23 protein-coding genes are annotated in these 24,013 nt (G+C 35.3%); 16 read left to right on the forward strand and 7 right to left on the reverse strand.

Annotated features, from left to right (window positions below; translation table 11 throughout):
- The first annotated feature begins 17 nt into the window (after positions 1-17).
- The 5 genes from ICG50_RS07495 to ICG50_RS07515 all read left to right on the forward strand — a co-directional run bounded on the left by ICG50_RS07495 (position 18) and on the right by ICG50_RS07515 (position 6,147).
- Positions 18-2,378 carry an MFS transporter gene (locus ICG50_RS07495; RefSeq protein ID WP_222940167.1) on the forward strand — a complete coding sequence of 787 codons (2,361 nt, stop codon included), beginning with the start codon at positions 18-20 and terminating at the stop codon, positions 2,376-2,378.
- Between the two features lie 2 nt (positions 2,379-2,380).
- On the forward strand, positions 2,381-3,295 hold the full coding sequence (locus ICG50_RS07500; protein ID WP_187660294.1) for a glycoside hydrolase family 17 protein: 915 nt from the start codon (positions 2,381-2,383) through the stop codon (positions 3,293-3,295).
- An 82-nt stretch (positions 3,296-3,377) separates the two neighbouring features.
- Positions 3,378-5,078, forward strand: a complete 1,701-nt coding sequence (locus ICG50_RS07505; protein WP_187660295.1) for a family 16 glycosylhydrolase — start codon at positions 3,378-3,380, stop codon at positions 5,076-5,078.
- 278 nt (positions 5,079-5,356) lie between these two features.
- Positions 5,357-5,944, forward strand: a complete 588-nt coding sequence (locus ICG50_RS07510; RefSeq protein WP_187660296.1) for an RNA polymerase sigma factor — start codon at positions 5,357-5,359, stop codon at positions 5,942-5,944.
- Between the two features lie 59 nt (positions 5,945-6,003).
- Positions 6,004-6,147 (forward strand): hypothetical protein, encoded by a 144-nt coding sequence (locus tag ICG50_RS07515; protein ID WP_187660297.1) that lies wholly within the window; start codon positions 6,004-6,006, stop codon positions 6,145-6,147.
- A 17-nt stretch (positions 6,148-6,164) separates the two neighbouring features.
- On the opposite strand, the gene ICG50_RS07520 is transcribed toward ICG50_RS07515, so the two are convergent.
- Positions 6,165-6,824, reverse strand: a complete 660-nt coding sequence (locus ICG50_RS07520) for an endonuclease III domain-containing protein (RefSeq protein ID WP_187660298.1) — start codon at positions 6,822-6,824, stop codon at positions 6,165-6,167.
- Positions 6,825-6,900: 76 nt separating this feature from the next.
- Here ICG50_RS07520 and bcp point away from each other — a divergent pair, with 76 nt between their 5' ends.
- Positions 6,901-7,353, forward strand: a complete 453-nt coding sequence (bcp, locus tag ICG50_RS07525; RefSeq protein WP_187660299.1) for a thioredoxin-dependent thiol peroxidase — start codon at positions 6,901-6,903, stop codon at positions 7,351-7,353.
- Between the two features lie 31 nt (positions 7,354-7,384).
- Here bcp and ICG50_RS07530 read toward each other — a convergent pair whose 3' ends face one another.
- Positions 7,385-8,851 (reverse strand): TonB-dependent receptor, encoded by a 1,467-nt coding sequence (locus tag ICG50_RS07530; RefSeq protein ID WP_222940168.1) that lies wholly within the window; start codon positions 8,849-8,851, stop codon positions 7,385-7,387.
- Between the two features lie 128 nt (positions 8,852-8,979).
- Here ICG50_RS07530 and ICG50_RS07535 point away from each other — a divergent pair, with 128 nt between their 5' ends.
- From ICG50_RS07535 to ICG50_RS07545, 3 genes are read left to right on the forward strand one after another with little or no spacing between them, the layout of a single operon-like run.
- Positions 8,980-9,747 (forward strand): MBL fold metallo-hydrolase, encoded by a 768-nt coding sequence (locus ICG50_RS07535; RefSeq protein ID WP_187660581.1) that lies wholly within the window; start codon positions 8,980-8,982, stop codon positions 9,745-9,747.
- Positions 9,748-9,751: 4 nt separating this feature from the next.
- On the forward strand, positions 9,752-10,246 hold the full coding sequence (locus ICG50_RS07540; RefSeq protein WP_187660300.1) for a hypothetical protein: 495 nt from the start codon (positions 9,752-9,754) through the stop codon (positions 10,244-10,246).
- A gap of 11 nt (positions 10,247-10,257) precedes the next feature.
- Positions 10,258-10,746, forward strand: a complete 489-nt coding sequence (locus ICG50_RS07545) for a hypothetical protein (RefSeq protein ID WP_187660301.1) — start codon at positions 10,258-10,260, stop codon at positions 10,744-10,746.
- 29 nt (positions 10,747-10,775) lie between these two features.
- On the opposite strand, the gene ICG50_RS07550 is transcribed toward ICG50_RS07545, so the two are convergent.
- From ICG50_RS07550 to ICG50_RS07570, 5 genes are read right to left on the reverse strand one after another with little or no spacing between them, the layout of a single operon-like run.
- Entirely contained in the window at positions 10,776-11,420 is a 645-nt protein-coding gene (locus tag ICG50_RS07550; RefSeq protein ID WP_187660302.1) for an alpha/beta hydrolase, read from the reverse strand.
- The gene (locus tag ICG50_RS07555) at positions 11,420-11,743 is read right to left on the reverse strand and encodes a DUF4870 domain-containing protein (RefSeq protein ID WP_187660303.1); all 324 of its coding nucleotides are present in this window, start codon (positions 11,741-11,743) and stop codon (positions 11,420-11,422) included. Before ICG50_RS07555 ends, ICG50_RS07550 begins: the two co-directional genes overlap by 1 nt.
- 6 nt (positions 11,744-11,749) lie before the next feature.
- A complete protein-coding gene (locus ICG50_RS07560; protein WP_187660304.1) occupies positions 11,750-13,003 on the reverse strand; it encodes a dihydroorotase in 1,254 nt (417 codons plus the stop codon).
- The gene (locus tag ICG50_RS07565) at positions 13,000-14,928 is read right to left on the reverse strand and encodes a vWA domain-containing protein (protein ID WP_187660305.1); all 1,929 of its coding nucleotides are present in this window, start codon (positions 14,926-14,928) and stop codon (positions 13,000-13,002) included. Before ICG50_RS07565 ends, ICG50_RS07560 begins: the two co-directional genes overlap by 4 nt.
- Positions 14,929-14,988: 60 nt before the next feature.
- Positions 14,989-16,332, reverse strand: coding sequence for a DEAD/DEAH box helicase (locus tag ICG50_RS07570; RefSeq protein WP_187660306.1), 1,344 nt, complete (start codon positions 16,330-16,332; stop codon positions 14,989-14,991).
- 242 nt (positions 16,333-16,574) lie between these two features.
- Here ICG50_RS07570 and ICG50_RS07575 point away from each other — a divergent pair, with 242 nt between their 5' ends.
- The 7 genes from ICG50_RS07575 to ICG50_RS07605 all read left to right on the forward strand — a co-directional run bounded on the left by ICG50_RS07575 (position 16,575) and on the right by ICG50_RS07605 (position 24,010).
- On the forward strand, positions 16,575-17,315 hold the full coding sequence (locus ICG50_RS07575; protein WP_187660307.1) for a LytR/AlgR family response regulator transcription factor: 741 nt from the start codon (positions 16,575-16,577) through the stop codon (positions 17,313-17,315).
- Positions 17,316-17,318: 3 nt separating this feature from the next.
- The gene (locus ICG50_RS07580) at positions 17,319-19,244 is read left to right on the forward strand and encodes a sensor histidine kinase (RefSeq protein WP_187660308.1); all 1,926 of its coding nucleotides are present in this window, start codon (positions 17,319-17,321) and stop codon (positions 19,242-19,244) included.
- Positions 19,245-19,403: 159 nt separating this feature from the next.
- The gene (locus ICG50_RS07585) at positions 19,404-20,147 is read left to right on the forward strand and encodes a hypothetical protein (RefSeq protein WP_187660309.1); all 744 of its coding nucleotides are present in this window, start codon (positions 19,404-19,406) and stop codon (positions 20,145-20,147) included.
- 77 nt (positions 20,148-20,224) lie between these two features.
- The gene (locus tag ICG50_RS07590) at positions 20,225-20,737 is read left to right on the forward strand and encodes a nuclear transport factor 2 family protein (RefSeq protein WP_187660310.1); all 513 of its coding nucleotides are present in this window, start codon (positions 20,225-20,227) and stop codon (positions 20,735-20,737) included.
- A 67-nt stretch (positions 20,738-20,804) separates the two neighbouring features.
- Positions 20,805-21,740 (forward strand): NAD-dependent epimerase/dehydratase family protein, encoded by a 936-nt coding sequence (locus ICG50_RS07595; protein WP_187660311.1) that lies wholly within the window; start codon positions 20,805-20,807, stop codon positions 21,738-21,740.
- 6 nt (positions 21,741-21,746) lie between these two features.
- Positions 21,747-22,625: a nuclear transport factor 2 family protein gene (locus tag ICG50_RS13130; RefSeq protein WP_246448728.1), complete on the forward strand. Its 879-nt coding sequence runs from the start codon at positions 21,747-21,749 to the stop codon at positions 22,623-22,625.
- Positions 22,626-22,633: 8 nt separating this feature from the next.
- Positions 22,634-24,010 (forward strand): MFS transporter, encoded by a 1,377-nt coding sequence (locus tag ICG50_RS07605; protein ID WP_187660312.1) that lies wholly within the window; start codon positions 22,634-22,636, stop codon positions 24,008-24,010.
- Positions 24,011-24,013 lie beyond the last annotated feature (3 nt).

Raw genomic sequence — 24,013 nt, forward strand, 5'->3', positions numbered from 1 at the left:
TTAAAACTATAATTGTTATGTCAAACACTACTTCAACTTCATCAGGAAAAGTTCCCATGGGTCAAAAAATTGCCTTTGGGTTAGGTATGCTGGCCAACCAAATGTTTCCTGCAATGATTGGCATTTTCACAGTTGTATTAGTAGAAAAATTAGGATTTAGTGGTCTGTTACTCGGTTTAACTTATTTTATTCCAAAGTTTTATGATGCTTTATTTGATCTTATAATGGGTTATGTTAGCGATAATACAAAATCAAAATGGGGCAGAAGACGACAATATGTTTTAGCAGGTGCGATCATTTTAGGAATTTCGTTTGCACTAATGTGGCAATTATATGCTGAAAATGGTATTACTTACAATTTTTGGTACTTTTTAGTTATTTCATTGATTTTTTATTCTGGTTTGACCATTTTTAGTATTCCTTACGTAGCGATGGGTTACGAAATGAGCGACGATTTCCACGAGCGAACCAATATTATGGCGACTTCACAACTCATCGGTCAGTTAGCTTGGGTAGTAGCGCCTTGGTTTTGGGTGATAATGGCAGATCAAACCTTATTTCCATCAAGTGATATTGCGGTGCGAACTTTGGCAGTTTATGTTGCGATTGGTTGTGCTATTTTAGCGGCAATTCCCGCATTTTTTATTCCAAGTAAATCTACACTTAACGAAAATTACAGCCCTATTGATTTAAAAGGAATCTTGGGAAGTTTTGGCGAGATAAAAGAAGGTTTGAAAGCTTCGATAGAAATAAAACCCTTCAGAAAAATTTGTATTGCCACTTTTCTAATATTTAATGCTTTCCAAACCACAGCCGGATTTTCTTACTTCATCATCAAATATTATTTATTTAAAGGAAATGAAGAAGGTTTCGGATTATGGCCTACCTTATTTGGAAGTGTAGGTGCGATTATCACTACGATTGCCGTTATTCCTATTGTAGCAAGAATGTCGAGAATAATGGGAAAAAAGAAAGCGTTTTTGATTTCTCAAGGGATTTCTGTAGTGGGTTACATTTTACTTTATTTATTATTTGTTCCAGGAAAACCGTATCTATTTCTGTTTGCATTGCCATTTTTCTCATTCGGAATTGGTAGTTTATTCACCTTAATGATGTCGATGACTTCGGATGTAATTGATATTGATGAACTCAATACCGGTAAAAGAAGAGAAGGAAGTTTAGGCGCAATTTATTGGTGGATGGTAAAATTCGGAACTGCAGTTGCAGGATTATTAAGTGGTTTGATTCTTTCTTTGGTCGCTTTTCAATCAAATGCCGCTACACAAACGGACGATACCATGTTTTGGTTGCGAATTTTCTTTGTTGGAATTCCGATTTTAGGAACATTAACTGCTATTTGGGTAATGAAAGATTACGATGTAGATGAAGCCAAAGCCAGAGAAGTGAGAGCTCTTTTAGAAAAAAGAAAAGGAACACCAAAAATTCAATCTTCTGCATATCTTTCCGGAAAGCTGTCCTCGTTACTGAAAAACAATGGTTTAAATACTATTAAAGGAACTGATTTTAGTTCTAAAAGTGATGCTGAAATAAAAGAACAATATGAAGAAATTTTGAGCAAAGGTTTGCATGGCGTTTGTTTTAGTCCTTACACCGAAGGGCAACAAGCCGGAGACGTTTTGTCATCTGACCAAATAAAAAGAAGACTCGATATAATTGCGCCACATACCCAATGGATTCGTTCTTTCTCTTGTACTGAAGGAAATGAACTAATCCCTGAAATTGCCCGCCAAAAAGGTTTGAAAACCATAGTCGGAGCTTGGATTAGCGATGACAAAGTCAGAAATGAAAAAGAAATACAATCCTTAATCAACTTGGCAAAAGCCGGATTAGTTGATATTGCAGCAGTTGGTAATGAAGCTTTGCACCGTAATGAGATTTCTGAGCAAGAACTTATTAGCTACATAAAAAGAGTAAAAGAAGCATTGCCAAATATCTCAGTAAGCTATGTAGATGCTTATTATCAGTTTTTAGACCGACCTAATTTGGTTTCCAATTGTGATGTCCTATTGGTTAACTTTTATCCGTTTTGGGAAGGTGCAAAGAATGACTATGCCATTTCCTATTTGCAAAATATGTTAGAGGTAACGCAATCTGTCGCTAATGGAAAGAAAGTCATAATCTCAGAAACCGGTTGGCCTAGTAAAGGGGAAACGGTTGATCAAGCTGTTCCATCAGAAATCAATGCGGTTAAATATTTTGTAGCATCCCATGAATGGGCTAAAAATAATAATATTGAATTATTTTATTTTTCATCCTTTGATGAATCATGGAAAGCCAATCAGGAAGGAACTATAGGAACTGCCTGGGGAATTTGGGATAAAAACGAGAAATTAAAGTTTGAACTTAACTTAAATTAATTATGTCATATAGAGAAGGTCATTATTTTTCCTTAGAAGATCATTCTTTTGAAAATACACCACAACCAAGAATTAATTTTCCTGAGATTTCAGAAAAAAAATTAAAAGAAATTTGGAGAGAAACATTACAAAAAGGCATGCACGGTATTTGTTTCAGTATGTATGAAGACGGTCAAAAACCGGGTGATGTTATTATAGCAGAGCAAGTAAATAGACGTATTCAAATTTTAAAACCTTATTCCAAATGGGTTCGTTCATTTTCTTGTATTGAAGGCAATGAACATATTCCAAGAATTGCTCATCAAAACGGTATGCAAACATTGGTTGGAGCTTGGCTTGGTGACGATTTAGAAAAAAACGAAAAAGAAATTGAAGCATTGATTGAATTGGCCAATGAAGGTTGTGTAGATATTGCCGCTGTTGGAAATGAAGTTATGTACAGAGGTGATTTAACCGAAGAACAATTGTTAGCCTATATTCATCGTGTGAAAGAAGTATTGCCTAATATTCCTGTGGGATATGTTGATGCTTACTATGAGTTTTCTCATCGACCAAAAATAACCGAAGCGTGTGATGTTATTTTAACCAATTGTTACCCTTATTGGGAAGGTTGCCCTATAGAACATTCCCTAAATCACATGCAAAGTATGTTTGGATCAGCCAAAGATGCCGGTCAAGGAAAACGCGTGATTATTACAGAAACGGGTTGGCCAAGTGAAGGAGGTTCTCTCAAAGGCGCTTTTGCTTCGAATGAAAATGCGATGCAGTATTTTATAGAAACACAAAATTGGTCCAGACAAAATAATATCGAAGTCTTCTACTTTTCTTCTTTTGATGAAGGATGGAAGGTAGGAGCGGAAGGTGATGTTGGCGCTTATTGGGGATTATGGGATAAAAACGAACAATTAAAATTTTAGTGTAATTTATTAAAATTATTATTTAAGTAAGTTAAGTTCTAAGATCTGAATTAATGCAATCAATAAAAAATAAGCACTCATTATGAGAATTAATATTTTTCAACTATTTTTTTTAATTTCCATCCTTGTAACGCAAAGCAGTTATTCTCAAGTAGATGTTGTTTACACTAATTTGGTATGGTCTGACGAGTTTGATGCTAATGGTGCTGTAAATTCAAGTAAGTGGCATCATCAAACCCAGTTGCCAGCTGGTGGAAGTTGGTTTAATGGAGAAGTGCAGCATTATACGGATCAATTAACCAACTCTTTTGTCAATGGAGGTTTTTTGAATGTAGTAGCAAAAAAAGAACCATACACAAGTCAAGGAATAACCAAACAATATACATCAGCTCGTTTAAATTCGAAGTTTTCGTTTTTATATGGTCGTGTTGATGTTAGAGCCAAAATCCCAACCAACCAAGGTACATGGCCTGCCATTTGGATGCTTGGCAAAAATGTGAATGAGGACGGCGGTTTTTTTGATGCCCAATTCGGAACTACCAATTGGCCGGCTTGTGGTGAAATTGATATCATGGAACACGGTATAACGCCATCCCAGCCAGCGAATTATGTGCAGAGTGCCTTGCATACGCCTTCCTCTTTTGGTAACACAACCAACATTGGAGGTACAATTGCCAATAATTTAGGAAATGATTTTCATGTGTATTCTATGAATTGGTCTCCTTTTCAAATCTCTTTTCTGTTGGATGGAGTGGTATTTTATACTTACAATCCTGCAGTTAAAACACCAAGTAATTGGCCATTTAATGCAGAACAGTATCTCTTGTTAAATATTGCTATGGGTGGTATTGCAGGGACAATACCTTCAAATTTCACACAAGCATCAATGGAAATTGATTATGTAAGAGTTTATCAAAATACTATTGTAGATAATCAAGCACCAACTAACTTCACCGCATCAATAGGCGCTGTAACTAGTTCAACTATCGAATTATTATTGAACGCTAATGACAACTCAGGAAATGTTAATTATAACATTACTTACAGTGGTGGAACTATAGCTTTAGCCAATCCTTCGGGAATTCAAAAATCGGTTATTGTGCCCAATTTAATGCCTAATACCAATTATAGCTTTTCAGTTTCTGCCAGTGACTTGGCAGGAAATAATTATATCGCCAATCCGATTATAGTTACTGCAACAACGACGGGTGTTATTGGATGTTCAGGATCTGATACACAATCTACAGATGGACTACCTTTCAATTTAGGATATAATTATTCATTTGAAACTATTGGAACTGATGTTAAAATTACTTTTGAGTTGTTAGATGCCAAAGTTGGTTTGGTTGCTTTTTTAAGAAGGCTATCACCTTTCTCTGAAACACAAATGACAAATGTCTCCGGACAGATTTTTTCACATACTGTTACCGGGCAAACAATAGGTTCGACTATCAATTATGCTGTAAAGTTTGCTTTTTCTGGCGGATTATCTGTAACTAGATTTATTTCCTATGTAGTAGGTAGTAATTGTGCTTTAGATGTACCAACAGTATCTGAATCACGTCAATTATTTTATCCTAATCCGGTTGATAATGTTTTGCACTTGCAATTGTCAGACGTTCACAATCAAATTACGTTGACTGATATCTTGGGCAAAAAGCACTTACAAACAACAGTTGGCGCTTTAGAAGATATCGATACGAGTAATTTAAAACCTGGAGTATATTTTTTAAGAATTCAAAACATGTATGGAATTCAACATCATAAAATAATTAAGAAGTAATTAGTAACACAGAGCGTACCAGAAAAGTTTGTTTTTAATTATTAAACTTCAAATTCTTTTGTAAATAATAGACTTTTTAATACTATTTGACTGAAATAATCAAGTAAAATCAACTCTTTACTTAAGAAAAATAATATTTTTTCAATTTTAATTTGTTTTTTAAATAAAAATTATGTTAAATTTGGCTTATAATTAACTCTCAATCCCCTTTTGCCTATACATAAAAATTACTTTTTAGATTAAAAATTCTTTTTTAACCCTTACTAAAAGGTAATGTTATGGCACAATCTCAACTTCCGGACGCTATATTAGTAGACAAGTATGTTAAAGGCGATGAAAACGCTTTGGCAATTCTTATTAATAGACACCAATCAAAAATTTATGGGTATATCTATTCCAAAGTTTCGGATAGAGATGTGACCGAAGATATTTTTCAGGAAACATTCTTTAAAGTAATTCATACCCTTAAATCAAAAAAATTCTATAACGAAGAAGGCAAGTTCTTATCTTGGGTTTTGCGTATTGCCAGTAATTTGATTATTGACAAATTCCGTAATGATAAAAAAATGCCTTTAAATCGGGATACAGATGAGTTACTAATTTTTTCCAGAATCACGGATGACTCATTAAATATTGAACGAAGATTGATTAAAAATCAAGTAGAAATTGATATCAAAATGATCATTGAAAAATTACCACATGATCAAAAAGAAGTTATCATGATGCGCTACTTTTTAGACATGAGTTTCAAAGAAATAGCTGATTTTACAGGCGTTAGTGTAAATACTACTTTGGGTAGAATGCGTTACGCTATTACAAATCTGAGAAAAGTAATTGAAAAGAATAAAATTTATTTACCTTCTTAGGCAATAAAAAGTAAACTTTTGCGTTATTATATAAACCTCTCAAAACAACAGATTTATATATGGCAAAACTTTACTCAAAAAGAAAATTAGCACCCAAAAAAATGTTACCTAAAAAAGAAACCATTCGTCTCATCCTTCAATATTCTTGTGCATTGAATATTATTAAAGTAGGCAACATGAACTTCGAAAATATTGCTAATTAAGAAACATCCCGGTATAATTATCGGGATGTTTTTTTGTTATATTCTTCCAAAACATCTTTCCGGCCTATTGTTTTGGTGATAATGTCTTTTTCTATATCCCAACCACGTGCCGGTGAATATTCTCGTCCATACCAAATAATTTGCAAATGCAACTCGTTCCATAATGCTCTAGGGAAAATAGCTTTGGCATTTTTCTCCGTTTGCTGAACGTTTTTTCCATTACTTAGATTCCAACGATACATCAGACGATGAATATGAGTATCAACAGGAAAAGCCGGAACGCCAAAAGCTTGTGACATCACTACACTTGCCGTTTTATGGCCTACAGCCGGTAATCTTTCTAAAGCTTCAAAACTTTGTGGTACTTCACCGTTATGCTCATCGATGATTATTTGAGACAACCCATATATGCCTTTTGATTTCATTGGCGATAAACCACAGGGACGAATAATCTCTTTTATTTCGTCTACTGAAAGTTTAACCATGTCATACGGATTATCCGCTTTTGCAAATAGGATAGGAGTAATTTGGTTAACGCGAACATCGGTACACTGTGCAGAAAGCAGTACGGCAATCAATAAAGTGTAAGCATCTTTATGGTCAAGTGGAATAGGAATTTCTGGATAGTATTCTTTTAACGTATTTATAACGAATGTTGCACGTTCTTTTTTGGTCATTTTAACTAAATTTGAATGGTAAAAATAAGAAATAATACTTAGAAATTATATAACCCTAAACATTGCATTATACATTATGACAACACTACAGATAGGTGATAAAGCTCCCAATTTTTCAGGAAAAGATCAAGATGGAAATCTTCATTCTTTAGCAGATTACAACGGTAAAAAGTTAGTTGTTTTCTTTTATCCAAAAGCTGACACACCTGGTTGTACTGCGGAAGCTTGTGATTTGAGAGACAATTATGATCGCTTCAAAGCCGCTAATTATGAGCTCCTAGGTGTTAGTGCTGATGGTGCCAAAGCCCAAAGTAAATTTAGAAATAAATATGAGTTCCCTTTTCCTCTATTGGCTGATGAAGATAAGTCAGTTATCGAAGCTTTTGGCGTTTGGGGACCAAAAAAGTTTATGGGAAGAGAATACGATGGGATTCACAGAACTACTTTTATTATCAATGAAGAAGGCTTTATTGAAGAAATCATTTCGGACGTAAAAACCAAGGCACATGCCGCTCAGATATTGAAATAAAAAAAGCCAAGATTTAATTCTTGGCTTTTTTTTATGCTTTTTCCAAAATTCTATTCGGATCATAACCAAATAATTGGTGTTGTTTGATAATATCTGCAATACCTTTAGGCAACAACTTTTCCCAACCCGGAGTACCAGTGCTAATCATCTTCAACACTTCACGAGAGAAAATTTTTAAGTGATCTTTATCAAAATCGGTGATGTCAACTACTTTTCCATTGTATGCAAAGAACTTATACAATTCTTTCATACGTGGGTGAACTTTTAGGTTTTGAGAGTTGATGATTTCTCCGTTTTCGTCTTCCATAGGATATAAAAACACTTTTAAATCGCGGTAAAACAATTTACCAAAAGCTTCCAAAATTCCACCACTTAAGTGACGGTAATATTTTTCATCAAAAATATCAACCAAATTATTTACACCCATGGCCAATCCCATACGGGCTTTGGTGTAATTGGAGAAATATTCTACTACTTTGTAATATTCTTGGAAGTTCGAAATCATTACAGTTTGCCCCAAGGAACAAAGTAACTCGGCACGGTCCATAAAGTCTCTTTCGTCAATTTCGCCTTCAGATCGCAAGTTAGATAGTGTAATCTCAAAAATCACTAAAGTGTTCTCTTTGTCTACTTTACTTTCTTCAAGGAACATCTTTAATGATTTTTCATACATGTCCATATTCACCTGAGTTACAGGACGAAAACTTCCCCTAAGCGCTAATATATTTTTCTTGTAAAGGATTGATGCCGGTAGGATGTTTTTCCCATCAGGACCAAACATTACCGCATCAGTCATACCGTTTTTAACCAATTGCAAACTCATTAAACGGTTGTCAACATTGGCAAAACGCGGTCCTGAGAAGTTAATGGTATCAATTTCCAGCTGGTCTTTATCTAAGTGATCGTACAAATAGCGCAATAATTTTTTGGGATCGTTATACTTGTAAAAGGCACCGTAAATTAAGTTTACACCCAAAACACCCAAGGTTTCTTGTTGTAATTTAGCATCAGTTTCTTTAAAGCGGATGTGCAAAGTGATTTCGTTATAATCTTCATCAGGTTCGACTTGATATTTAATCCCAACCCAACCATGACCTTTAAATTGCTTTGCAAAATCAATTGTCGCTACAGTATTGGCAAAACTGAAGAATATTTTATTAGGATGTTTGTCTCTTTTTAAACGCTTTTCAATCAGTTCAACTTCATGATTCAACATCTTTTTTAAACGACTTTCAGTAACGTAACGTCCATCATCTTCAATGCCGTAAATAGCGTCACTAAAATCTTTATCGTAAGCCGACATGGCTTTTGCAATCGTTCCTGATGAACCACCAGCTCTAAAAAAGTGTCTCACCGTTTCTTGTCCGGCCCCAATCTCAGCAAATGTCCCGTAAATATTGTCATTTAGGTTGATTCGCAAAGCTTTATCTTTGATAGCAGGAATTTGTTCAATGGCTTTATCGCCTTTCAGTTTAATTATAGAAACAATATTGTCCATAGTAGCGTAAGTATTCTTTGCAAAGTTAGTAAAATAGCTATTTTATTAAAAGATAATTAACCTATTTTTGTAATTAATTACATTTAAAGTACAACTTCAAAAACGATTCCATCAAAAACCGTGCTATGATGCAAGTTTATTTTCTCGGAACCGGTACGTCTCAAGGAATTCCTGTCATTGGAAGCAATCATCCTGTCTGTAAAAGTGATGATTTAAAAGACAAACGATTGAGAGTTTCGGTTTGGGTAACTTTTAATGATATTTCAATTGTAATAGATTGCGGACCTGATTTTAGACAACAAATGTTAACTTCAGGATGTGAAAAGTTAGATGCGCTACTATTTACCCATGAACACGCTGATCACACCGCTGGTTTGGATGACATTCGCCCGTTTTTCTTCAGACAAAAAAAAGACATTCCAATTTACGCTCATCAAAGGGTTTTAGATAATTTTAAAATGCGTTTTGATTATATTTTTGAAACTGAAAATAAGTATCCCGGTGCGCCCGGTGTAGAAACTTTCGAAGTTAAGAAAAATGTAGCTTTTAAAATAGGTAGTTCCCAAGTTATCCCCATCAATGTAAACCACGGGAATCTTCAAGTTTTTGGATACAGAATTCAGGATTTTGTATATTTAACCGATGTTAAAACTATTGATACTGCTGAAATTGAAAAGCTGAAAGGAGCAAAAGTATTGGTTGTGAATGCCTTGCGTGAAGAACCACATCATTCCCATTTTAATTTGCAGGAAGCGTTAGATTTTATACATTTGGTAAAACCTGAAAAAGCCTATTTGACTCACATTAGTCATCTTTTAGGTTTTCATGAAGAAGTTCAAAAAAAATTACCTCCAAATGTATTTTTGGCCTACGACAATTTGAAAATTACAATTTAATACTATGAAAAAATCGTTGTTTTTATACCTGTTTATCATCGCTGTTTTGATGAATGTTTTTACCTATAAGTATTTCACTTCAAAAGAAGCCTCAGTCAAGAAGCCTGAAAGTGCCCTAGACAATAAAAAATGGAATGATAGTGTTGTCAAACTCACGGACCAACTCTATGACGCTAATTATTTTTCTTTGGAAGCCAATGATAGAGCGCAAAACTATTTAAACCAAAATGACATTACTGTTTTTGCTGAAAAAGTAAAGCAAGCCCTTTTAGCTTACAACGATTCTCCTGAAGGCAATCAGTATACAGATCAAGTAACTATGGGGGAACAAAAATTTATCATTAGTAAAGTGAAGTTGTTGAATCACCGTTGGATTATAGCGAGTTATAGTAATGGTAAGCTTTGGGGCGAAGTTTTACTTAAATATTTTATCAATGAGGATCAAACTGTTTCATTTGAAATCATGAATTCCTATCTTTATCCTGAACAATTAAATTAGAAACGAAAGGCATGAAAAAAATCTCTCTACTCTTAATCGCCTCAATCCTCTTGTTCTCCTGTAAGTTAAATGATCAAAACGATGCAGCATCCGAAGAAGAAAATATTCCTTTAGCCGTTAAAGATTCTACTTTTGTTAATGACAAAGATGAACACGGATGCTTGGCTAGTGCGGGTTATATTTGGTCAAAGATGAATAAGGAATGTGTTAAAGGGTATACCGGTATTCCGTTAAATCCGAGCGACAAACCCGACAATGAAGATGAAGCTTTGAGTGCGTTTGTACTTTTTAGTGAAGATTTGAATAAGGCAGAGGTTTTTTTGCCAAACGTAACTAACTCCATAGTTTTAACCCGATTGGCAGAAGGAAAGCCGTGGGTTTTTGAAGATTGGCAACTCGTGCCTTGGAAAGGTTATGTTTTGAAAAAAGGCGCCGATATCAAATTTTCAGGCGATGGCCAAATGGGTAAAAAAATCACCGGAAGTGATACACAAGAATAACAAAAAAGTCCCGAGAAATCGGGATTTTTTTATTGGGTTAACCAGTGTTTGAAATCGAAGAAATTCTGTGGCGCTACACCGTGACCAACCATATATTCTTTAAAGACTATATCAATCCCTAATACTTGTAACATCGGAATGGATTTTCGTGCCCATTCTACAGGAATTACTTGGTCAACCGTACCATGTGAGGCAAATATCTTTAATTTACTGAAATCATTTTCGGTATAATCATTCACAGCAATTTCAGGGTTGAAATAACCGCTCATGGCCACAACGCGTTGTACTTTTTCAGGATAAGACAATGCCACAGCATAACTCAAAATACAGCCTTGACTGAATCCAATAAGTGTCACATTATCAGCATCAATAGGGTATTCAGCAATTAATTCGTCTATAAAATTAGCAATGATATCTCTGGATGCTCTGGCTTGACCGATATCAGAAAACTTATTCTCATCAGCATCAAAATTTATGGCATACCAAGCGTAACTTCCATACATCATATCAAATGGTGCGCGGGCTGAAATCACATAATATTCTTCGGGCAATTCGTTGGCAAAAGAAAACAAATCTTCTTCATTGCTGCCATAACCATGTAGCAATAGGAGTAAAGGATTTTTAACTTTCTTATCTTTTGGTTCACGGACTAAATGGTGAAGTGTTAAACTCATTACAAATTTTTAAATAGGTTTTGAAAAAATCCACCAACTACCGGTAACTCTCGTTTTTGACCTTGAACTGCGCCTAAAAAGCCATATATCCATAAGATAAAATAAAACAGATAAAAGGCAGATGTTGCAGTCCAACTATTGGCATAACCTACAAAATACCCCAACAAGAAAAATGAGATGAATAATCCCAATGCTTGTCGAATATGAAAAGAAGCAAAATCGGATTTATTTTCTTCTTGATTCATAAAAATGGCAATCACGCTTCCAATGATGGTTAAATAAGCAACGATGGCAGTATTTTTTGCTTTTTCAATATTTTCCATAATAATTTAGGCTAAAACAAATTTTCCTTGATTATAAATCCCCAAAACTTTGCCTTTCATGGCTTGTCCAAAGAAAGCAGAATTTTTAGATTTTGAAGCTATATTTTCTTTGCCAAATGTCCAATCGGCGTCAATTTGGAATAGACTAAAATTAGCTGTATTATTTTCTTTAATTTCTTGATTTTCAATATTTAAAATAGTTTTACCGAAAGTCAATTTTTGAATTATTTTTTCCAAAGGCAACACGGTTAGCAATGCACCAAAAGTACTTTCTAAACCAATGGTTCCGTTTTTAGCCAAATCAAATTCCATCTTTTTATGCTCAATGTCGATTGGATTATGATCAGCAGTAATGCAGTCAATAGTGTTGTCTAAAACACCTGCTATTAAAGCTTGTCTGTCGGTTTCAGTTCGCAATGGTGGCGACACTTTGTATCTTGTATCAAACCCATCCAGTTTTTCATCCGTTAGGACCAAATGATGCACAGTTACACTACAAGTCACGTTCAAACCTTTCGCTTTCGCTTCTTTGATTAACGCTACAGATTTCGCTGTAGAAATCGTTGGAATGTGTAGTTTTCCACCGGTATATTCGAGTAAAAACAAGTTTCTGGCGATGATTAATTCTTCGGCTAAGTTGGGAATTCCTTTTAAGCCTAATCTTGTCGAAACTATTCCTTCATTAGCAACACCATTGCCTTTAATGTTGTCATCTTGCGCAAAAGCGATTACCAAACCATCAAAATCTTGAGTGTATTGCAAAGCTATTTTCAACAGATTCGCATTAGCCAAACTTTTACCATAATCCCCGAAAGCTACAGCTCCGGCGTTTTTCATGTCGAACAATTCGGCTAAATCTTTTCCTTCGCTGTCTTTGGTTAAAGCTCCAATTGGGAATAACTCTGTAGCAGAATTAGCCGCTTTTTGTTTGACAAAATGAACCTGTGATTGGTTGTCAATTATCGGATTTGAATTAGGCTGCAAAGCGATTCCGGTAAAGCCACTTTTGGCAGCGACATCCAATCCGTTGGCGATGGTTTCTCGGTCTTCAAATCCGGGTTCGCCCAGGGAAACACTAGTGTCAAACCAACCTTGAGAAAGGTACAAACCGTCGTGTTGGTATTCCTGATGTGTATCCGAACTCGGAATTGAAACGCCTATTTTCTCGATAATACCGTGGGTTATTTTCACATCAACAGTTTGATGGTGAAATGGACTTTTTGGGTCAACAATTTTGGCTTTTCGGATGATTAGGTTCATTTTACAAATTTTTGAATGAGGAGTTCTAATACTAAAAAGAGTAGCGTAAGCAGCACAAACCATTTCCAGATTTGCGTATCGGTTCGGTCGGTTTGAATCGAATTAAAAACCGTTTCTATATCTTCTATTTCCTTGTAATTAGCAGTAATATCGGTGTTGGCTAAACTCAGGTTGCTTTCGGTTCGTGTGTAATTAAAGCTGATATTCTGTGCCAAATTTACTCCGTTAAAGATACCAAAATTTCCGGCTTCGATAGGATTGTCGCCAAAAGTTATTTTGACCTTGGTATTCAACAATTGTTGCACCGGAATAAAACTTTCGGCGGCATTTTTTACGTTCAGAATTTCATCTTTTGACAAGAGTGCATCTACCACAAACGGTTGGTCTTCGCCAATAATAATCGCATTAACACCGGTTTTTTGGCTGTTTTGTGCCATGTTGTAAAATGTGGGTACGATTAAAGGTGAATTTTGGAAATTACTGTTGGTTTTGTTGATTGGCGCTGCAAAAAGATAAACTGCAGACAAAGGATTCGAAACCGAAGTCAGGAAAGCACTTTGGTCTTCATAACTCAGAATTGCAGGCGTTGTACTATTGATTCCAAAAGCAGTTTTGGTTGACGGATATTGGAAATTGTCAATTTTCTTTTCAAACACATTGCTAAACAACGGATGATTGAAATTGATTTTGGTCACTTTTTTATCGTTACTTGCAATCGATTTCAATTGAATCGCTCCAAAGTTGGCCAAGAAACTATTCATTGTAGTCACATTACTTTCTTGCGCCGGAATGACCACTATGTTTCCGCCTTTATTTACAAATGATTTCAGTGTAGTTTGCAACGCTTGTGGAATGTCTTTTAATTCATTCAATACAATTGCATCTTGTTTTTCCAATAAATTATAATCCAAATTGGCAATCGGAAAATTGGTATAAGCAAACTCGTCACTGGTGTAAATTCTCGAAAGGAAATTGCTTTTATCGGTGTCGCCAATGCTGATTACGTTGGTTTTACTGGGTTTGGAAATGCTGAAATAATAAGTATTGTCATAAGCCAAACCTTTATCGGTAATCGAAACATAGCCGTGAAAATCTTCTTTTGGTATGGTGAATTTAATCGTTTCAGTTGTGTTTTTGAAATCGATTAATGTCTTTGCAGTCAATTTGTTTTGGTTGTACAACGCAATCGGAACCGCCGTAATATCTTCGCCATTGGCTGATAATTTTATGCCAATTTCATAGAAACTGTCTAAGGTTTGTTGGATATAGACACTGTCAATCGAAACGTTGTTCTTTTGTTCCGCTTCAGGAATGATGAAATAGACATTGTCTTCTTTTTTAAAGCTTTTCGCTTGATTGGCTTCCAAACCAACGGCATCTGTAATAACGATGATGTCTTTGTTGAAAGCAGATTTTCGGGCATTGACTTTCGCAATCAAATTGTCTAATCTAAAAGGCGTTGCGCTGTATTTTAAATCCTGTAAATCCTTTTGAATCGATTTGATGTCGGTATTCCAATAGGTTTCAGAGTTGGTAATCAAAGAAAAATTTTGAGCTTCCGGAGTATGTTCTAATAAATCTTGAACCGCACGCTTGAGCAATTCTCCTTTTTTGCCTTTGGCTTGCATGCTATAGGAATTGTCTAAGATGATGTACATTTCGTTAGTCGATTTCAGACTTTCTTTCGCCGTAAAAAAAGGTTGGGCAAAAGCGAGAATCAAGCAGGCGAGAAGTAGTAAACGGGTGAAAAGCAACAACCATTTTTTGATGGTCGAACTTTTTCGGGTTTGCAGGGAAAGTTCTTTTAGGAATTGTACGTTGGTGAAGTATTCTTTCTTAAAACGTCGCAACTGAAATAAATGCACCAAAATTGGAATCACCAATAAAAAAAGAAAATATAGAATTTCCGGGTGTTTGAACTGCATTTCAATTATTGTTTGTCAAAAATAGTAATCAATTGTCAATTATCAATTACCAAAAAGGAATTATTTCTTCTTTCTCTTCGCGGCTCTGTTCTTCAAAATATTTCTATTTACCGAAGTTCCGGTTTTCTTCTTCGTTTTCGATGGTCCGCCAAGGTTGACTTTGGTGTTTTTCTTTGCCTTTTCATGAAACGATGCGCCACCTTCTAATTTGTTGGTTTTCAGAATCACTTTCATTTTTTTTCTGTCTTTTTCAAACTCTAGCAAGCGTTCCGCAATGACAACTTCTTTTGGTAAAGGCAAAAAGGTAAGTTCTTTTTCCATCAGCATTTCGGCCTCAATCATAATTTCTTCTTCTCTCGGACTAATCAAACTAATGGCAATACCCGATTTATCGGCACGACCGGTTCTTCCGATTCTGTGAATGTATTGTTCTTGTATTTCGGGAAACTCTACATTGATTACGTGTGTGATGTCGGAAATATCCAAACCTCTCGCCATTACATCCGTAGTAACAATTCCGCGGATTTCTCCGGCTTGAAAAGTGGCCATCGTTTGCAAACGATAGTTCTGTGATTTGTTAGAGTGAATCGTTCCGAATTGCTCCGGATATACTTCTTCCAATTTATCGGCTAACAAATCGGCTGTTTTTTTATTGTTGACAAAAAGCAAAACCCTTTCGTAAGCTTCGTCTTTTAGTAATTCTATGATCAAATTGACTTTCGTCAAAAAATTAGGCGTTTTGTAACCCAATTGTTCTATTTGTTCCAATGGCGTACCACTTGCTGCCAAAGAAACTTCTTCCGGAAAATCGAAATATTCTTCTAACATGCCGTCAACCTCATCCGTCATAGTGGCTGAAAACAAGATATTCTGGCGTTTGGTTTTAATCATAGTCAAAATAGAAGTCACTTGAGAACGGAACCCTAAATTCAAGATTTCATCGAATTCATCAATGACTAATTTTTGCAAACTGTCAAAGCGAATGACATTGTCTAAAGCCAAATCCATAATTCTTCCCGGAGTTCCAACCAAGACATCAATTCCTTGATAAACGGCCTTTTTTTGCGTATTGATGTTTACACCACCGTAAACGCCTAAAGTTCGCACCGACATGAATTGGGTAAGCTTTTCCACTTCGGCCGCAATTTGTACTACTAATTCACGCGTTGGAACCAATATGACCACTCGTGGCGTATCAGTGGCAACAAATTTCCATTGTTTTAGAATTGGCAAAAGGTAAGCAAATGTTTTACCTGTTCCGGTTTGGGCAATTCCCATCATATCACGACCTGACATAATCACCGAAAAAGATTTTTCCTGAATTGGAGTAGGCGTAGTCAAACCTAATTCGTCGACGGCTTTTTGTAATGATTTCGGAAGATTGAATTGCTCAAAAGTGCTCATTGTAGATGTAATTTGCCGCAAAGGTAAGGAATTCTATTTTGGGAATATTTTAGGCGATGACATTTTGCTAACGAACGTATAATCAATAATTTTAGTTTTAATTAGTACTGACTTTCTTACCATTAAATTAAATTTCATACATTTATAAAAATTATTCACGCATAGTCTACCATTGCCGCCTCAAATACGCTTATAGTTTTAACCTGCTAAACTAATATAGTAACCAACTTAAACCCTAGTTGATGAGTACAATGCAATCTGTCTTGATAGTTGAGGACGAAATGATTATAGCGGCAAATATATCCATGCAACTAAATCATTTAGGATACCATGTAAACGGAATCATTCCCAGAGCTGAAGAAGTACTGCCACACATTAAACTACAAGTACCCGACATACTTTTAATGGATATTAATCTAAAAGGGGAAATGGATGGTATTGAATTGGCCGGTTTGATTCAGAACGAGTATAAAATTCCTATTATTTATTTAACCGCCAATGCGGATGAAGTACATTTCAACCGTGCAAAATCAACTAATCCCTATGCTTTTATTTCCAAACCCTTTAAGAAAATCGATTTGCAGCGAGCGATTGAATTAACCATTATTCGGGTTGCAGAAGAAAAAAACAGTAAGCCTAACGAAGAAATTCCAAACGAACCTTTTATGCTCAGCGATTCTATTTTCGTACGCCATCATGACAAAATGGTAAAAATTAATATCCATGATATTCTTTACATTGAAGCCGAACGCAATTACTGTAAAATTCATTGCAAAGACAAAGAACACTTGATCGTTTCTACATTAAAAGACTTAGAAGAGAAGTTGACTGTTAATCATTTGATGCGAATTCACCGTTCATTTATTGTTAATTTATTTCACATCGATGAAATCGCCAACACTCATGTGGTCATTGCCAGAAAAGCCATTCCTTTGAGTGCTGAGTTGAAAAAGCAATTGTTACTTCACATTCAAAAGATTTAAGTAATGAAATCATTGATCTTATTTTTATTCTTACTCTTTTCCCAATTGCAGTTTTCCCAGGCAAAACATAAATTGTCTGCTAAAGAAGCTTTGATTTTAAGTGCTAAATACAAAGAAAAGGCAAGTTGGTTTACCGATATGCCGCAGTATAATAATGACAGTACCGCTTTTTATTCGGCTAAAGCCATTAAAGTTTTAAATCGAAACGAGCCGACACACCGTAATACTTTGTTGCAATTGCAATTGGAAATGAATAAAAGTAAGTTTTATGCACTTTCTAATGCTGAGAAAGATTCTATACTAAATACTCAATGGACTGACTATCAAGAATTAGATCCCAAAGCAAAGGAAAACCGAATTTTACAATACAAATATTTGGTTTTTTGGGCCAACATCAAACTTCAAAAAGGGGATTCAAAAGCTTCCTTGGATTTATTTGAAAAAGCATTGGCTTTAATCCGTAAAAATGACGCACCTAACGTGAAAGCCCGAGCAATATTGGATAAAGGGTTATACTATGGTTTATACGGACTTGAAGCTGAAAAAAAACTGTCACTTAAGTATTTAAAGGAAAGCTTGGTTTTTTATAAAAAGAATTACAAAAAATATCCTTCTGAATATTATATGATTAATGCCGAATTGCAATATTATTATACCAGCAAAAATATTGATTCTGCTTACTTCTATCTTAATGAGGTAAAAACAATACTAAAGGATTTTAAAAAACCTTTGTGTCATATTTGGTATTATTCCTCTTTAGGTAGTTATCTAATTGGAGAAAAGCAAAACTACGAGGAAGGAAGGACCAACATTAATAAAACCATTGAATTAATAGAAGCCTACCATTTTGAGGATTACTATGGGTATTGTCTTGAACGATTAGCTGATATTGATTACTATACTGAAAATTATGATCAAGCAGTTGTAAACTATTCTAAAGCGCGCGAGGTCTATCTAAAAAACAACGACCATTTCGCAGCTGTTAATGCTTTAAATAATATCGCTGATACTTATGAGACCAAAGGAGATTTAGCCAATGCCTTAAAGTTTAAAAAACAATATTACACCGAGTCATTAGCTTCACAAAAAGAATTGAACGACCGGAGTTTACGCGAAAGCGAACTCAAAGTCAATGTGATAAACCAAGAAAAAGAACTTATCCAAAAAAGCAACCTTCAAATTTTCTTTATAGTGGCTTTAGGTTTGTGTGCCATTTCATTACTGTTATTTTATCGCAATGTTAGACTTAAACAAAGAAGCAATTTAAAACTGGCAGCGGTAAATCATGAATTGGAGGATAAAAATGAATTGTTGGACAAACGCAATGCTGAAAACGAATTGTTACTAAAAGAAATTCACCATCGTGTGAAAAATAATTTGGAGGTCGTTTCGAGTTTATTAGCCTTGCAATCCGCTCAAATTGACGATCCTAATACAAAAGACGCCATGGCTGAAAGTCAAAACCGCGTCAATTCTATTGGGATTGTACATCAAAAACTCTATCAAGGAACCAATTTGGGTGCCATAGAAATGAAAGACTATTTTTTAAATCTAAGCGAAAGTATACTCGATAGTTTTGGTGCCGAAGAGCGAGTAGAGCTTAACCTTGCCATGGAAAAATTAGATTTAGATATTGATACCGCTGTTCCTTTGGGATTAATTATAAATGAATTATTGACCAATACCATCAAATACGCTTTCCCAAAAGGCGAAAAAGGTACTGTTACTATCAAGATGGAAAGAAAAAAAGGCAACATTCTTCACTTAGAAGTGGCTGACAATGGCGTTGGAAAATCGGGAATCACACACGGAACCGGTTTTGGAGGTCAACTGGTTTCCTTACTCACTAATCAATTAAACGGCACCATGCGGGAAGATAGTCAAAATGGTACTGCTATTATATTTGATTTCAAATTAAAGGCTGCGTAAAGCCTATTCCAATAATTTATTTAACCGATAAATAAATCCCTTGCTTCGGACAGTATTGATGCCCATTCGTCCTAATTTGTTTTTGTTTCTTATTGATTAACTGTTACTTAGAGGTAGAATTAATAGTAATTCTATTGAACCAATAAAAAACTAACAATCATGAAAAACAAATTCTATTCAACAGTGAAGAACCTGTTTCTTCTCTTGATGCTTATCCCTTTAATAGGCATAAGTCAGACCAAAAATGTGATTTCCACCAGTCGTGTATTTCCCAAAATTGACAAGCAACTTGAATTTGAAAAAGCATTGGCAATTCATGCCAAAAAGTATCACACAGGAGATGTCAAATGGCGAGTATTTCAAATTCAGTCCGGACCGGATGCCGGAGGGTATCATATAGTTGAAGGACCAAAGTCTTGGGAATCTGAAGATGTTCGCGGGGATATTAATGAAGCACACAATAATGATTGGCATAAAAATGTAACCGTCTATTTAACTGATAGACAGTCAAGTGGTTATTCTGTTTATGTCGATTCATTGAGTACTGTTGCCGTTGGTGATTACTCAGACAAAGTTCAAGTAACACACATTTACCCAAAAATTGGTTGTGGTTATAAAGTGGCTACCATGCTTAAAAGTTTAAAAGCGGCATGGGCGGCAGAAGGTTCAACGATTGCCGTTTATGAAGTTAATGGTTCAGGAGAACCACAATTTGCCATAGCCAGAAGATACAAACAAGGACTTAAAGAAAAAGCAGATGGCTTTAGAACGTCATTTGTAGACACTTATGAAAAGATTCATGGTAAAGGTTCTTGGGGATTATACATGGATAATATTAAAGAATATTACGATGATGTTTGGAGTGAAATAATTTTTTATCGGGCTGATTTGAGTTCGAATTAATACTAAAAATCATTTAATAATTGATTAAGCCTTCAGTGTCATAAAACTTTGAGGGCTTTACTTAAAAACCAAACAGTATGAAAAAAATAATTCTTTTAGGACTTGCAATAGTTCTTTCGCTTAGCGCTTGTAATCAAGAAAAGCGTTACACCCAACAATCGCCTGAAATCGATTCGTACAAAAAATTAATGGAAGCTTATAAAACCCAAAAATGGGATGAATTTCCAAATCATTATGCCGATACTGCCAAAATAGCCAACAATGTTGTCAAAAAGAAAGGCATTTCAGTGGCAGAAGCCATTAAAAAAAATCAAGATGATGCAGCCTTATTCAATTGGGTTGTAGAAAATGAAGAATATGAAATGGTCGTTACAGACAAGAAAGAAACTTGGGTTAACTTTTGGGGATTGTGGAAAGGAACGCTCAAATCAAGTGGTAAAGTATATGAAGTTCCGTTTCACAATACCGCGCGTTTTATTGATGGCAAAATCGTAGAAGAATATGGTTATTGGGATAATTCAGCAATTATGATGGATTTGATAAACCAACCTGAAGTTGCTGTGAAGCCAACCGATACTATTTCAAAATAACAATTGTTAATTCAGAAAGCCTACAAGATTTCAAGCGTCTTGTAGGTTTTTTTTAATTGAATTAAAGATGAAAAAAGTTGGCATTATCGGTGGTTCAGGTTATATTGGAAGCTTTATCACCAAACTATTTTTAGAAACCGGTTACCAAGTAAAAGTATCGGCTACAGATATTACCCGAGAAGACAAATACCAACACTTGATGCTGTTTCCAAACACTGAAAATTTGTACATCAGTGAGCTGAACGTGACAGATAGTAAGCAATTGGAAGATTTTGTAACCGATTGTGATTATGTCATCCACGGCGGAACTCCTTTTGTATTGGATTTTCAAGATGCTGAAAAGGAACTGTTTGCCCCAACGATTAACGGAACCATAAACTTTTTGGAAACAATTCAGAGAACTAAGAACATTGAAAAAGTAGTTTTAATTGCTTCCGTAGCCGGATGGAACACCAATTTTCCTTTACCCGCCGAAGGAAAGGATTTCTACGACACTTTTGACGAAACTGACAAAAGATTTACTAGTACCGAAAGCCATCCTTATGCACAAGCTAAATTCATAGCTAATCAGGTGGTAGAACAATTTATAAAAAACAATTCGAAATTATCTTTCGAAATTACTTCCGTTTCTCCGGTAGCTGTAATGGGAAAAGCATTGTCAAATCGTGAAGATTCGACTTCAAACGGATTGCAATTTTTAATTAAAAACAAAATCGTTCCCAATGATTTTATCCAATTTTTATATGAAAATGATGTCCCGTTTGCTATGGTAGACGTCGCAGATGTTGCTCAGGCAGTTTTTAAAGCTACTATTACTAAAGGTTTGCACGGCAAAGATTATTTGCTAAGTAGCGAGACTTATAAAGTGTCTGATATGCACGAAATGCTGAATGGGAGAGAACCTGTTTCAAGTGCCAAAATAGTTTATAAAAATGACTTGGCTAAAAGAGATTTAGGGATTTCATTTCGTCCGGTCAAAGAAACATTTAGAAACCAACAATAAACCATTATGAAAAAAGTAATCTTAATATTTTTAATCATCATCTTGAGCATTTCATCTGCATTTTCTCAAAAAAGCAACACTGAAAAAGACATCAAAATGTACACTCAAGTTTGGGATAACATCATCAATAAAGGACAAATCAATTTAATTAACAGTGATAATTTTGATACTGGCATTACATTGGTCACCAGTCCTGAAAATATTGTTGGTATCGATAAATTTAAAGCCTATTATCAAAACTTTATAACCGGATTTTCGGAGGTGCAATTCACCATAGTTGATGTTTTCGGTCAAGGCGATAAAATAGTAAAGCATTGGAGTTTTAAAGGAAAACACACCGGTAATTTCTTCGGTATTTCGGCAACCGATAGAAGGCGTAACATAGAAGGCGTAACACTTGTGAAAATGAAAAACGGAAAGATTTTACAAGAGCAAGACTTTATGGATAATACCGTTTTTATGCAACAATTGGGATTGACTTCTAATCCGGCAAATGTTGGGATTATTGATGGATTGTATAAAGCCTTTGCCGTTGGAGATATTCCAAAAGTATTGATCCGTTTAGACGAAAAAGTGATATGGAATGAAGCTGAAGGCAATAAATACGCCGATGGCAATCCTTACATTGGACCGGAAGCTGTATTAAACGGTGTTTTTACCCGTATTGGTGCCGAACACGAATATTTTAAATTGGTCAATATTGAATTGCACGACATGACCAACAATCAAGTTTTAGCGACATTGCGTTACCAAGGAAAACTTAAGAAAAACGGAACTGCTTTTGATGCTCAAGTGGCACATCTTTGGACGCTAAAAGACGGCAAAGTCGTTGCTTTTCAACAATATGTAGATACTAAAAAACTTGCCGATACTGAGGCGAAATAATTAAGTCTATGAATTCAACCTTAAACCTTTCAATTAAAACCAAAAAAGCTTTTCCCTCACTTTCGGAAAACTCCACTCTTCGTTATTTCCACTTCATTGCTTTGTATTTTGCACAGGGCATTCCCGAAGGAATGTTGTTTTATGGTATTCCGGCTTGGATGGCAATGAACGGCAAAACTCCGGGGGAAATAGCGGGTTTCGCAGTAGCTTGTGGCTTGCCTTGGAGTTTTAAATTTATAGTAGCGCCACTTATGGATCGCTATACTTATTTACCTATGGGTCGAAAAAGACCTTGGGTACTTTTAGGACAATTGGGTTTAATTTTAAGTTGCCTTTATATGGCTAATGTTCCCGATCCATTAAATAATCTCAACCAATTTATGATTGCAGGTTTTATTGTTTCTTTTTTTGGTGCTTTTCAAGATGTGGCTACCGATGGAATGGCTGTAGATATAATCCCGGTCGACCAACAAGCTCGTGCTAATGGTTTGATGTGGGGTTCAAAAATGGTGGCCATTTCTACTACACTCGCCTTGGGAACTTGGTTATTGAATGAATACAATTTTACCGTTTCTATAATAACGCTTGCAGCAATGATTGGAATTATTATGTTAGTTCCGTTATTTGTAAGAGAAAGACAAGACGAGAAAATAGTGCCTTGGGCTACCGGAAAAGCATCACCAGAAACAAAAAAACTGCAACTAACCAATTGGACGGCTATTTTCAAATCTTTATACCGTGTTTTTAGTTTGCGGAATTCTTTAATACTGGCTTTAATAGCTTTCACAACTCAGGGTTCTTATAATTATCTTGATGTTTTGTTACCCATTTTCACAGTAACTGAATTGGGCTGGAGCAATCTCGAATATTCCCAAGTATATGCAACAGCAACCCTAATCGGTGGAATTAGCGGGATGGTCATTGGTGGCTTTTTGATTGATAAATTTGGAAAAAAGCTAATGATGAATATCTATTTTTTCATCCTGATAGCTTCAACTGTAACTTTGGTTTTTGTAAAATCTTATTGGGTTAATGCAACTTTTATTTATGCCTTTATGCTACTATTTAATATAATGAATGTTTTTGCTTCTATTGGTCTTTTTGCCATTGCCATGCAATGCTGTTGGAAAAAAGTCTCGGCCAGCCAATTCACTCTTTACATGACTATTGCCAATCTTGGGCGAATAGCTTTAGCCGCATTAATTGGTCCGATAAAGGCCAATTTCAGTTGGGAAATCACACTGTTGGGTTTTGCAATTATGATTGGATTTGCATGGTTACTGTTGCAGTTTTTAAATATTAGTAAGCAAGTGGAAGGAGTAGTTAAATTAGAAAATAGCGATATAGAAAAACGAGGCACAATAGTGAGTTTAACAAAGGTTTAAATA

The sequence above is a fragment of the Flavobacterium buctense genome, from assembly GCF_014486695.1.
Classification (GTDB): domain Bacteria; phylum Bacteroidota; class Bacteroidia; order Flavobacteriales; family Flavobacteriaceae; genus Flavobacterium; species Flavobacterium buctense.

Coding starts and splice junctions, on each gene's coding strand:
- ICG50_RS07495 (WP_222940167.1), top strand. CDS start 18: ATGTCAAACACTACTTCAACTTCATCAGGAAAAGTTCCCATGGGTCAA.
- ICG50_RS07500 (WP_187660294.1), top strand. CDS start 2,381: ATGTCATATAGAGAAGGTCATTATTTTTCCTTAGAAGATCATTCTTTT.
- ICG50_RS07505 (WP_187660295.1), top strand. CDS start 3,378: ATGAGAATTAATATTTTTCAACTATTTTTTTTAATTTCCATCCTTGTA.
- ICG50_RS07510 (WP_187660296.1), top strand. CDS start 5,357: ATGGCACAATCTCAACTTCCGGACGCTATATTAGTAGACAAGTATGTT.
- ICG50_RS07515 (WP_187660297.1), top strand. CDS start 6,004: ATGGCAAAACTTTACTCAAAAAGAAAATTAGCACCCAAAAAAATGTTA.
- ICG50_RS07520 (WP_187660298.1), bottom strand. CDS start 6,824: ATGACCAAAAAAGAACGTGCAACATTCGTTATAAATACGTTAAAAGAA.
- bcp (WP_187660299.1), top strand. CDS start 6,901: ATGACAACACTACAGATAGGTGATAAAGCTCCCAATTTTTCAGGAAAA.
- ICG50_RS07530 (WP_222940168.1), bottom strand. CDS start 8,851: ATGGACAATATTGTTTCTATAATTAAACTGAAAGGCGATAAAGCCATT.
- ICG50_RS07535 (WP_187660581.1), top strand. CDS start 8,980: ATGCAAGTTTATTTTCTCGGAACCGGTACGTCTCAAGGAATTCCTGTC.
- ICG50_RS07540 (WP_187660300.1), top strand. CDS start 9,752: ATGAAAAAATCGTTGTTTTTATACCTGTTTATCATCGCTGTTTTGATG.
- ICG50_RS07545 (WP_187660301.1), top strand. CDS start 10,258: ATGAAAAAAATCTCTCTACTCTTAATCGCCTCAATCCTCTTGTTCTCC.
- ICG50_RS07550 (WP_187660302.1), bottom strand. CDS start 11,420: ATGAGTTTAACACTTCACCATTTAGTCCGTGAACCAAAAGATAAGAAA.
- ICG50_RS07555 (WP_187660303.1), bottom strand. CDS start 11,743: ATGGAAAATATTGAAAAAGCAAAAAATACTGCCATCGTTGCTTATTTA.
- ICG50_RS07560 (WP_187660304.1), bottom strand. CDS start 13,003: ATGAACCTAATCATCCGAAAAGCCAAAATTGTTGACCCAAAAAGTCCA.
- ICG50_RS07565 (WP_187660305.1), bottom strand. CDS start 14,928: ATGCAGTTCAAACACCCGGAAATTCTATATTTTCTTTTTTTATTGGTG.
- ICG50_RS07570 (WP_187660306.1), bottom strand. CDS start 16,332: ATGAGCACTTTTGAGCAATTCAATCTTCCGAAATCATTACAAAAAGCC.
- ICG50_RS07575 (WP_187660307.1), top strand. CDS start 16,575: ATGAGTACAATGCAATCTGTCTTGATAGTTGAGGACGAAATGATTATA.
- ICG50_RS07580 (WP_187660308.1), top strand. CDS start 17,319: ATGAAATCATTGATCTTATTTTTATTCTTACTCTTTTCCCAATTGCAG.
- ICG50_RS07585 (WP_187660309.1), top strand. CDS start 19,404: ATGAAAAACAAATTCTATTCAACAGTGAAGAACCTGTTTCTTCTCTTG.
- ICG50_RS07590 (WP_187660310.1), top strand. CDS start 20,225: ATGAAAAAAATAATTCTTTTAGGACTTGCAATAGTTCTTTCGCTTAGC.
- ICG50_RS07595 (WP_187660311.1), top strand. CDS start 20,805: ATGAAAAAAGTTGGCATTATCGGTGGTTCAGGTTATATTGGAAGCTTT.
- ICG50_RS13130 (WP_246448728.1), top strand. CDS start 21,747: ATGAAAAAAGTAATCTTAATATTTTTAATCATCATCTTGAGCATTTCA.
- ICG50_RS07605 (WP_187660312.1), top strand. CDS start 22,634: ATGAATTCAACCTTAAACCTTTCAATTAAAACCAAAAAAGCTTTTCCC.